This window comes from Flavobacterium sp. (assembly GCF_040382755.1).
In the GTDB taxonomy this organism is placed as follows: Bacteria; Bacteroidota; Bacteroidia; order Flavobacteriales; family Flavobacteriaceae; genus Flavobacterium.
In genome coordinates this window covers 1-10,521 of record NZ_JBEIET010000070.1, presented here as the reverse complement: position 1 = coordinate 10,521, position 10,521 = coordinate 1, and the positions used below count along the sequence as shown (strand labels likewise).

The 10,521-nt window shown below is 31.1% G+C and carries 9 protein-coding genes; 2 read left to right on the top strand and 7 right to left on the bottom strand.

Annotation, left to right across the window (positions count from 1 at the left end):
• The first annotated feature begins 135 nt into the window (after nucleotides 1-135).
• The gene (locus ABWO04_RS07515) at nucleotides 136-627 is read left to right on the top strand and encodes a GNAT family N-acetyltransferase (RefSeq protein WP_353078758.1); all 492 of its coding nucleotides are present in this window, start codon (nucleotides 136-138) and stop codon (nucleotides 625-627) included.
• Between the two features lie 71 nt (nucleotides 628-698).
• On the top strand, nucleotides 699-1,949 hold the full coding sequence (locus ABWO04_RS07510; RefSeq protein WP_353078756.1) for an aspartate kinase: 1,251 nt from the start codon (nucleotides 699-701) through the stop codon (nucleotides 1,947-1,949).
• Between the two features lie 73 nt (nucleotides 1,950-2,022).
• Here the strand turns inward: ABWO04_RS07510 and bioB are convergent, their stop codons facing one another.
• From bioB to ABWO04_RS07475, 7 genes are all read right to left on the bottom strand, one after another.
• Entirely contained in the window at nucleotides 2,023-3,105 is a 1,083-nt protein-coding gene (bioB, locus tag ABWO04_RS07505; protein ID WP_353078754.1) for a biotin synthase BioB, read from the bottom strand.
• 128 nt (nucleotides 3,106-3,233) lie between these two features.
• Nucleotides 3,234-4,169, bottom strand: coding sequence for a bifunctional riboflavin kinase/FAD synthetase (locus ABWO04_RS07500; protein WP_353078753.1), 936 nt, complete (start codon nucleotides 4,167-4,169; stop codon nucleotides 3,234-3,236).
• 75 nt (nucleotides 4,170-4,244) lie between these two features.
• Nucleotides 4,245-6,326: a M43 family zinc metalloprotease gene (locus tag ABWO04_RS07495; RefSeq protein ID WP_353078751.1), complete on the bottom strand. Its 2,082-nt coding sequence runs from the start codon at nucleotides 6,324-6,326 to the stop codon at nucleotides 4,245-4,247.
• Between the two features lie 84 nt (nucleotides 6,327-6,410).
• Nucleotides 6,411-6,977, bottom strand: a complete 567-nt coding sequence (gene pth, locus ABWO04_RS07490) for an aminoacyl-tRNA hydrolase (RefSeq protein WP_353078749.1) — start codon at nucleotides 6,975-6,977, stop codon at nucleotides 6,411-6,413.
• Nucleotides 6,978-7,132: 155 nt separating this feature from the next.
• Nucleotides 7,133-9,238, bottom strand: coding sequence for a peptidylprolyl isomerase (locus ABWO04_RS07485; protein WP_353078747.1), 2,106 nt, complete (start codon nucleotides 9,236-9,238; stop codon nucleotides 7,133-7,135).
• Between the two features lie 278 nt (nucleotides 9,239-9,516).
• Nucleotides 9,517-10,059, bottom strand: coding sequence for an LPS export ABC transporter periplasmic protein LptC (gene lptC / locus ABWO04_RS07480; RefSeq protein WP_353078745.1), 543 nt, complete (start codon nucleotides 10,057-10,059; stop codon nucleotides 9,517-9,519).
• Between the two features lie 4 nt (nucleotides 10,060-10,063).
• A partial coding sequence (locus ABWO04_RS07475) for a BamG-related protein (protein WP_502903974.1) occupies nucleotides 10,064-10,521 on the bottom strand: 458 nt, incomplete at its 5' end.

Below are 10,521 nucleotides of genomic sequence, written 5' to 3'. Positions count from 1 at the left end.
ATAGCCCTGACTACTGCGACAGTTCGATGTGCTCGCGTGTAACGGCATCATTATTATTTTATCTTTACTGAGGTTCTCGAAGGCAACATAAAATAAAAAGATATAGTGGAAAGCAGGAAATAGCTTCAAGAAAAAATGATTATAAGAAAAGGAATACCAGAAGATATGCCAGAAGTTTTGGCTTTAATTACAGAATTAGCTATTTTTGAAAAAGAACCGAATGCGGTGGTTGTAACTGTAGAAGATTTAGTGCGAGATGGCTTTTCTGAAAACCCTTTATTTCATACTTTTGTAGCAGAAGTGCAAAATGAAATTATTGGTGTAGCTTTGTATTACTATCGATTTTCAACTTGGAAGGGAAAAACCATTCATTTAGAAGATTTAATTGTTAAAGAAAAAAACAGAGGAACTGGCGCTGGATTCGCATTATACACCGAAATTATAAAACAAGGCAAAAAAGATAACGTAAGACGAATAGAATGGAACGTGTTAGATTGGAACACACCTGCTATTGAATTTTACAAAAAAAGCGGGGCAACTGTTTTAGATGATTGGCGAGTGGTTCATATGGATGAAATAGGAATTGACACATTTATAAATAATATAGAAAAAACAACTAATTATTAATAAAATATAAACTTGGAGTTTGGAATTTGGAGTTTAGAGTTTAGAATTTTTACTATTGTAATTAATAAGTTATGAAAATATTTAAATTTGGGGGCGCTTCTGTAAAAGATGCTGCAGGAATAAAAAACGTATTAAATGTATTACAAACCGTTGGGTACGAAGATGTAATGTTAGTGATTTCCGCTATGGGAAAGACTACAAATGCGCTTGAAGTAGTAATTAAAAATTATTTTGAAAAGTCCAACGAATTATATGCTTCTTTACAAGACATCAGAAAATATCACAATCAAATTTTATTAGATTTATTTGACGATGAGGAGCACGAGGTGTTTTTTGACGTAAATACGCATTTTGATGATTTAGAATATTTTGTTAGAAGCAATAAATCGCCAAATTATCCTTTTGTGTACGATCAAATTATTAGTATTGGAGAAATGGTTTCTACCACTATTGTGAGTCATTATTTAAATGCTGCAGGGATTCAAAATCAATGGTTAGATGTGCGTCATTATATTAAAACAGATGCTAATTACAGAGATGCTAATGTAAATTGGGAATACACTCAAAAATTGATTTCTAAAATAAATAGAAAAAAATCGTTATTTATAACCCAAGGATTTATTGGTGCAGATGAAAATAACTTTACCACTACGTTAGGTCGTGAAGGATCCGATTATACGGCTGCCATTTTTGCTTACTGCTTAGGTGCTGAAAGTGTAACCATTTGGAAAGACGTTCCAGGTGTTTTAAATGCCGATCCAAGGTATTTTGAAAATGCGGTGTTGCTGAATCAAATTTCGTACAGAGAAGCAATTGAATTGGCCTTTTATGGCGCAAGTGTAATACATCCAAAAACGTTACAACCTTTACAGAAAAAAGAAATTCCGTTGTATGTAAAATCATTTCTAAACCCTACATTACCTGGAACAAAAGTAGGAACTGGCGTAGATTTAGAACCAAAGACTTCTTGTTTTATTGTAAAGAAAAATCAAATTTTAGTATCGCTCTCCTCAATTGATTTTTCATTTATAATGGAAGAAAATATTAGTGAAATATTCGCTTTATTTCATAAACATAAAATTAAAGTGAGTTTAATTCAAAATACAGCTATTAGTTTTTCCGTTTGTATTGAAGACACCTTTGATAAATTTAAAGATTTGAAAACTATTTTATCAAAAAAATTCAAAGTTTCTTATAATGAAAACGTTTCTTTATATACCATTCGTCATTTTGATGCCATTTCTGCAGAAGTAATTGAAAAAGACAAGAACGTTTTAGTAAAACAAATTAGCCGCGAAACGTTGCAAATTGTAACGCAGTAAATTTTTTACAGATAATTAAAAAATCCCATACCTAAAAAGGCATGGGATTTTATATTTCTTTAGAATTTATAGCTTACTTTTTTCCAGAAGCTTCTAAATTTCTTTCAATTTTATGCTCTGGTCGGCTCCATTTTGGTTTCTCACCTAAAGCTTCAAATTTAGAATCTTGTGCTTCTACTGTTTCAGGTTGCATTTTTTTAATGAATGGTTTTTGCGGATTTAATCCAAGCATTTCAAACATTTTCATATCTTCATTTACATCAGGATTTGGTGTAGTAAGTAATTTATCACCAGCAAAAATAGAATTGGCACCTGCAAAGAAACACATCGCTTGTCCTTCTCTACTCATATTGGTTCTTCCTGCAGATAATCTCACTTGCGTTTCAGGCATTATAATTCTTGTGGTAGCTACCATTCGTATCATTTCCCATATTTCAACTGGTTTTTCATCTTCAAGTGGCGTACCTACAACCGCAACTAAAGCATTAATTGGCACCGATTCTGGTTGCGGGTTTAATGTAGAAAGTGCAACTAACATACCTGCTCTGTCTTCAATACTTTCACCCATTCCAATAATTCCACCGCTACATACTGTAACATTAGTTTTTCTAACGTTTTCAATAGTTTCAAGTCTGTCCTCAAAACCACGAGTTGAAATTACTTCTTTATAATATTCTTCTGATGAATCTAAATTGTGATTGTAAGCATATAATCCTGCTTCTGCTAAACGATGTGCTTGATTTTCAGTTATCATACCTAAAGTACAACATACTTCCATATCCAATTTATTAATGGTACGAACCATTTCTAACACTTGATCAAATTCTGGACCATCTTTAACATTTCGCCAAGCCGCACCCATACAAACACGAGAAGAACCTGAAGATTTGGCTCTTAAGGCTTGTGCTTTAACTTGTGAAACAGACATTAAATCATTTCCTTCAATATCGGTATGATATCTTGCCGCTTGCGGACAATATCCACAATCTTCAGGACAGCCACCCGTTTTTATAGATAAAAGTGTAGACACTTGAACCGTATTAGGATCGTGATGCTCTCTGTGAATTGAAGCGGCCTCAAACAACAAATCCATTAAGGGTTTATTGTAAATAGCAATTATTTCTTCTTTCGTCCAGTTATGTTTGGTAAGACTCATAAAATCATAAATTAATGCCTCAAAAGTACTAATTTACATTTGAAGAAAAAATTTATGCGCTAAGTTTTTATTAATTTAGATAAGGAAGAAGCGGATTTAAAAAACAGACAATCTTGTAAATTAATTAGTTACGAGTTCAAATTTTTAAAATAGTCAAGTGTATTTGTTTTATCAATTTCTAATTGCGATTTAAGCGCTTCGAAAGATTCAAATTTTTGTTCGTCTCTAAGTCGCTCAATTACATTTATTTGAATTTCTTGACCGTAAATATCTTCTGAAAAATCTAATAAATGTACTTCAATTGTCGGAACATTATCACCTAAAGTAGGTTTAATTCCGATATTCATCATCCCAAAAATAGTTTGATTATTCACAATTGCAGTTACTATATAAACCCCATTTTTAGGGATTAGTTTATAATTTTCTGAAATTAGAATATTTGCGGTAGGAAACCCAATTGTTCTTCCTAATTGATTGCCTTTTACAACGATTCCGGACAACATATATGAATATCCAAGATAATCGTTCGCTAATGAAATGTTACCTTCTAAAAGCGAATTTCTAATTTTTGTTGAACTTACAGCAACTTCATCGACTTGTTTTGCAGGAATTTCTTCTACTTCAAAACCAAACTCTTTACCAAAAGCAATTAAATCATTAAAATCGGCAGCTCTGTTTTTTCCAAACTTATGGTCATATCCAATAATAATTTTCTGAATATTTAATTGTTTTACCAAAACTTTTTCTACAAATTCTCTTGGTGATAATTCAGAAAACAACTTATCAAATGGATGAATTATAAAGTTTTGAATGCCTTTTAGTTTTAAAAGCATAGCTTTTTCAGCCATTGTATTTAACATTTTTATTTCCGAATCGTTAGAAACGATTAATCGCGGATGAGGAAAAAATGTGAGCAGAACACTTTCTAAATTTTCTTGTTTGGCTATGTTACAAATTTTATCCAAAATAACGTTGTGTCCCAAATGAACGCCGTCAAAAGTTCCAAGGGTTACTATTGTTTTTCTAGAGGGCTTAAATTCGTTAAGAGATTGATATATTTTCAAAGTCAATTATATATTTATGCAAAAATAAAAAGGATTGGCAAAAACCAATCCTTTTTATGAAAAAATATTAAAAAATTACTCTTTTATAAAACGTAATGTTTTTGAGTATTCTCCAATTGTTAAATTAATAAAATACATTCCTGCTTGGTAACTATTTGTATTAATAGTCAAATCGCTTTCAGTAGTTACATTTTTAGAAGTAATTTTTTGACCAATTGCATTATACACATCAAAATTTCCTGTTACTTCTATACCTTGAGGGATAGAAATTGTAACTCTGTCTTTTGCTGGATTTGGATATAAAGAAACTGAATCAAATAACTCGAAAGAATCAGATTCTAATGCAGCATTATTTGTAAAATAACTTTGTCTAGAAACAAGCGTATTGGCTGGATTTCCTAAAACAACAAAATCAGTTACATTTACAACAGTTGTAGTCCCAGCTGTAATTGTGTATGAACCTTGACTTACACCATCATATAAGCCATCACCATATGAATCGTTTACGGTTAAATAATAGCACCCATTTGCAGGTAATGTCCAAACTTCTGCATTTACTAAGGTTTGTGTCCCAGTAGTTATATCTGAATAAGGGCCTCCACTATATAATGTTGTACCAGCTTGATTTTTTAATGACCATGTAGTTTCAGTACCATAAGAATCACCAATAAGAGTAAAGGTAAACGTAGTTGCATTAGCATAAGATAATACAGAACCAAAAGTTTTTGTTGCTACATTATTTGAAGCTCTTTGGTCTGTTACACCATTAGCGGTTAAAACCGTCACTGTTAATAATCCGTTAGATGTTGAGTTTGTTAATGTAACTATAGCGTATTTATTTGGCGCTAAATTTCCAGTCCAGTTTTGAGTATAATTTGTTCCTCCGTTAAAATTATAACTTAATGTTGCAGCTGTTAAGTTAGAGGTACCTCTATTATAAAGTAAAATATTTTTTGAAGGTGATGCAGGGTTAGTATTTGTACAAGTTGCTGATGTTGTACTACATAAATTTTCAATTTTAACTTCGGCATCATTAGCAAATAATGGAATAGCAACATCTTTTACAGAAGTTTTTAAGGTAGATCTTCTAGGAGAATTATTTAAAACGGTAGTTATTCTATCTTTTTGTCCTGAAGTGAAAATATTCATACATGAATCATCCGTATAATCCATGTAATTTTCAATCATATCATTACCAGGATTTGAAGGGCAACTATTGGTTCCAGTAGGACAATCGAAATTAGCTGAATTTGCTGCAGGTGTATCAGCAACAAAATCTTTGTCTAAAGCAGTGTTAGTTGCAGGACATGCCGAATTATCTCCCCAAATATGTCTTAATCCTAAAAAATGACCAACTTCATGCGTCATCGTTCTTCCTTTATCATACGGTGGAGAAAAATTCCCACTAGCTAAAGCAGAACTACCAAAGGTCGTATAATTTGCTACAACTCCATCTGTGGTTGGATTTTGTGCTGTTGTAGCCATTCCGCCTAAACTAGATTCTGGAAATTGTGCATAACCTAATAATGTACTATCAGTAAAATTAACAGACCACATATTCATATACTGAGTAGGATCCCAAATTGTGGTAGGCTTTACAGTTGAATTTATTGCAGTTGTAGACCATGATGCTTGACACAAATTCACTCTATTTATACCATTAGTAGGATTACCATTTGGATCTACTTTAGCTAAAACAAATTCTACTTGAGTATCTGCTCCAACTGAATTTGTATTAAACCCAGGAGTTCCTGTTAATTTTCTGTAATCTTGATTCATTACAGTAATTTGAGACTGAACTTGTTCATCAGTAATATTTTCACCTAATCCATAACCGTCTCCATTATGAATTACATGAACTACTACAGGAATATAAATTATGCCTCCACTTTGAGATGCGACTTCTTGTAAAGATTTTTGTTCTTTAATTTTTTTATCCATCCATTTTTCAAAAAGGGCCACGGATTCTGTTTTTGGATTTTGCTCTCTTAAATACTGATCATATTCAGTAGATACACATCTTACATGCCCAGAAGGTGAAATAAATTCAGGATTAATTTTTTTACCGAAAACAGTTTTTTCTTTCTTTTCAATTTGAGCAAAAGCAATTGTGCTGAAGCAAATTAAAAACGAAAGGACTAAAGTAATTTTTTTCATTTTATTTAAGAATTTGGTTTAATGAGAAACAAATATAACATAATATTAATTATTTTATAATATTAATCAAAGAAATGAGATTATTTATTTGCCATTATATGCATTCATTGTAGTATTTAATCCCGCTAAAACAAACGATTTTATTATTTCAGAAGAAATGCTTAATCTTTCTTTCAAAGCTTCTTTTTCTTCGGTAGACCATTCGCCTAATACGTAATCTACTTGTTTGCCTTTTTTGAACGCATCACTAATTCCAAATCGAAAACGGGGATATTCTGTGGAATTCAATAAAAGTTGTATGTTTTTAAGACCATTATGTCCCCCGTCAGAGCCTTTTGTTTTAATTCGAATACTTCCAAAGGATAAATTTAAATCATCAGTAATAATTAATAAATTATCTTTCTCAATTTTTTCTTTTTCCATCCAATATTTAACCGCTTTTCCACTTAAGTTCATAAAAGTGTTTGGTTTTAGTAAAATGGCTGTTCGACCTTTTATTTTAAATTCAGTTACATCGCCTAATTTTTGTGTTTGAAAAGAGATACTTTCTTGATTGGCAAAATAATCTAAAACTTTAAATCCAATATTGTGCCTAGTATTAACATACTCTGCACCTATATTACCCAAGCCTACTATTAAAAATTTTTTCATTTTTGACGATTCGTTTAAAACCTTATCTTTTGTATTGTTATTAGTAAATTTACCAAATATGTTATATAAAGATTGAAATAGTGTCATATTTACTTTTTACAAAAATAAAAAAAGGGCTGATATAATCAGCCCTTTTTTTATTTAAGATTTATTTATTAGAAATTAGCTCTATTGTCTTCAATTTTAGCTTTATCTTTTAATCCTTGAACAATTCTGTACGGAGCAGAACCTTTTGTTTGTTGGTTTAACTGATCAATTTGTGTTTTGAAATCTTTTACAACAGGCGCTTTAGTAAGTGTTTTGGTTCTTACCATAAATAATCCAGAATTTCCTTCAATTACTTTAGATGTTTTTCCTGAAGCTAATCCTAAGGCAGTTCCTACCACTTTTGGTTCATAACCTAAATTAGGAATTACTGGAGATGCCATAGTAGCTCCTACCGCAGGTGCAATAGTAGAACCTGTAGATTTTGAAATTGCTTCTAAAGTTGTACCTGTCATTTTCTTTTTAAGAATTACAGCTTTTTTCTCATTTTTAATTAATGGTTCAACTTGCTGTTTTGCTAATTCTAAAGGTAAAAGACCTTCGTCATTTTTCGATTTTAATTTTACAATTGCAAATCCCTGATTTGCAATATCAAAACGTTTTACATCATTAATATTTGTATCATCTTTAAATGCCCAAGTTACAATTTGTCTTTGTAAACCTAAATTGGCCACATTTTCATCATAAGCTTTCACACTAGTTACTGGTGCAATTTTTAAACCTGCTGTTTTCGCTGCTTTTTCAAGGCCACTTGCTGTAGCATCAGATTCTAGTTTTAATGCTTTGTTATAATTTACTTCTTCTGTTTGTTCTGACGGTTGAATTTTTAAAGCAACTGTAGCTAATAAAACCGCATCATTTTTTCCATCCACTTTCATTACGTGGAAACCAAAATCAGTTTCTACAACACCCGTTTTCCCTACTGGATTTCCAAATAAGAAATCATCAAAAGGTTTAACCATTTGTTTTGGTGCCACATTATCATATACGCCACCATTTTGTTTTGAACCTTGGTCGTCAGAGTTAACCATGGCTAACATGGCCATACTTGAAGGATTTGCATTAACTTGTGCCAATAAACCTTCTGCTTTAGCTTTAGCTTCTTCTTTAGTTAATTTAACGGTTGGAGCGGCTTGCATTGCCCCTTTATAGGCAATTAAAATATGACTAACTTTTGCTGTAGCGCCAGATTTTCTGCCTGCTACTCTTGATAATTTTGAATATCCATTATCTGTATAAGGTCCAAAAACTTGTCCTGGTGCTAATGCATATAATTGTTCTGCAAATTGAGGGTTAATATCCTTTTTAGCTAAATACGTAGAATCAAATTTAATTTCTGAATATTTATTTACATAATCGGCCACATTTGTTGCTGCACGAAATGAAGCAATAGTGTCGTTTACACCGTTTTTGAATTCAATTTTACCATTTAGAAATCCATCCATTTTAGATTTCATTACGGCTTCATCAGCTGCAGATGGTTTGTTTTCAACTAATACATATTCTACAGATCTTGTATTGTCAGATTTGAATTTTTTAGGATTTTTCTTCATGTATGCCATAATTTCCTCGTCAGTTACCTTAACTTGGTCGTCACTAACTGTAGAAAATGCTAACGCTACATAATCAAAATCAACTTTATTATTGTCTCTTTCGTATTTTAATTTTCCTTCGGCCTTTGTAGTATAAACACTTGATTTAATCAACGTGTTATATATTTGCTCTTTAGCAAAATCTTCAATTTGCACTTCATAAGCTTTCCAGCTGTTCCATTGGGTTTGATCTGGAGCACTTTGTAAAGAATTGATATATTCAGCAAATTTTTTGTCATCAAATTTACCTGCTGCATTTAAGAATTGAGGTGTTTTTGACAATTGAGGGTCGTTTTTGATAACCGCCAATAATTGTTCTTTACCTAATAATAAACCAATTTTATCGTACTGATCCGTTAATAATACTTTTCTAACTTCTTGTTCCCAAACTGAATTTAAAGCTTGCGTGTTACTAGCTCCTTGTTGCGATTTTTGAGCGTTAGCTACCTTATTCATGAATTCTTGATATTCAAATTTGGTTCCATTAACAGAACCGATTGTATTTGAACCGCCGCCAAATCCACCGCTTTTAATTACATCTGCTAATACAAATGAAAACAATGCTAATGCTATGATTAGAACTAATAAGATAGAACGTTGTCTAATTTTTGATAAAATTGCCATTTTTATATTGATTTTTTTTATTCAGAGGGCGAAAATACAATTATCTATTTAATAATAAAAAAGTATTGTCGATTTTTTATAAGTTTTTTTTGTTGTTTTCCATTTTTTTAACAAAACTGCGGCGCACAAAAAACATGATAGCAAATCCTACAGCAATAATTGCTTGTAAAATAAAATCTTGTTTCTTGATTGCTTTATCGATTACAGATATCAAAAAAAGTAGTGACGCTATTAAATATAAGTATTGGGTGTATTTAAAATATTTCATAGTTTATATATTACATGTTATTAACTTCTCCGTTGTTGTTTTGCATGTTAAAGATTTTAAAATCTTTACTAAAATCAATTCCTATTCCTTGAAGATAACTTCCGTCAGCGTCTTTAAAAGTAAATGCTTCTTCTGTAAAAAACCATTCGTTTTTTTGATCAAAATACAATTGGTTGGTCACTAAAACTTTACCATCGTAGGTTTGAATTTTTACATTTCCAATCAAATCAATTACTTCTGTTTTTTTGTACGAAATAGCTTTGTCTGCTACAACTGTAGTTTTATTTCCATTTGCGTCAATAAGCGTTACTAAAACGGATTTTGGAAATTCAACAAACGGATTTTTTGCAGTTGAATAATCAATCATTTTTAAACTCTGTAAGATGGATTTTACTCTTCCAGAATCAGAATATTTTAAATTAATCGAATCGGCTTCGCCTGTTGGAACAAATGTTGTTTTATAAATTCGTTGAACATCTTTTAGGTTACTTTCGCAACTTTGCAGAAACAAAATCGCTAAAAGAAAAGCAATATATCCAACCCCTTTTCTCATTATTTTAATTATATAATGTTTTTCTGAACCATTTATCATTAAATAACAAGCCAATATTTATTGAAAAATAATCTTCTTTAATTAAGTTATTTCTTGTTGTTCCTCTTGAACCATATTCGATACCTAAATTCATACTTGAAAAAGTACCAGAAATAGGTAATCCAAATCCTAAAGTAACAGATTTATCTTTTATGGCTGTGTTATTAATTACAAGTCCTGTGTTTTCAAACTTGAAACCACCTCGGTAAGTAACTCTTTGAAAATAATTATTAAATGAATCAAATTTTGGTATAAAAAATCCTCCAATTGCAACTTTTACAGCATTTTCATATGATACATTTGAATAATTTTCAAAACGATTGACTTGATTTCCTGATCCAGAAAATGCAACATCTCCACCTAAAAACCACTTTCTATTTCCTAAACCGGCACCTAAAACTAATTTTGATGGTACGATTAATT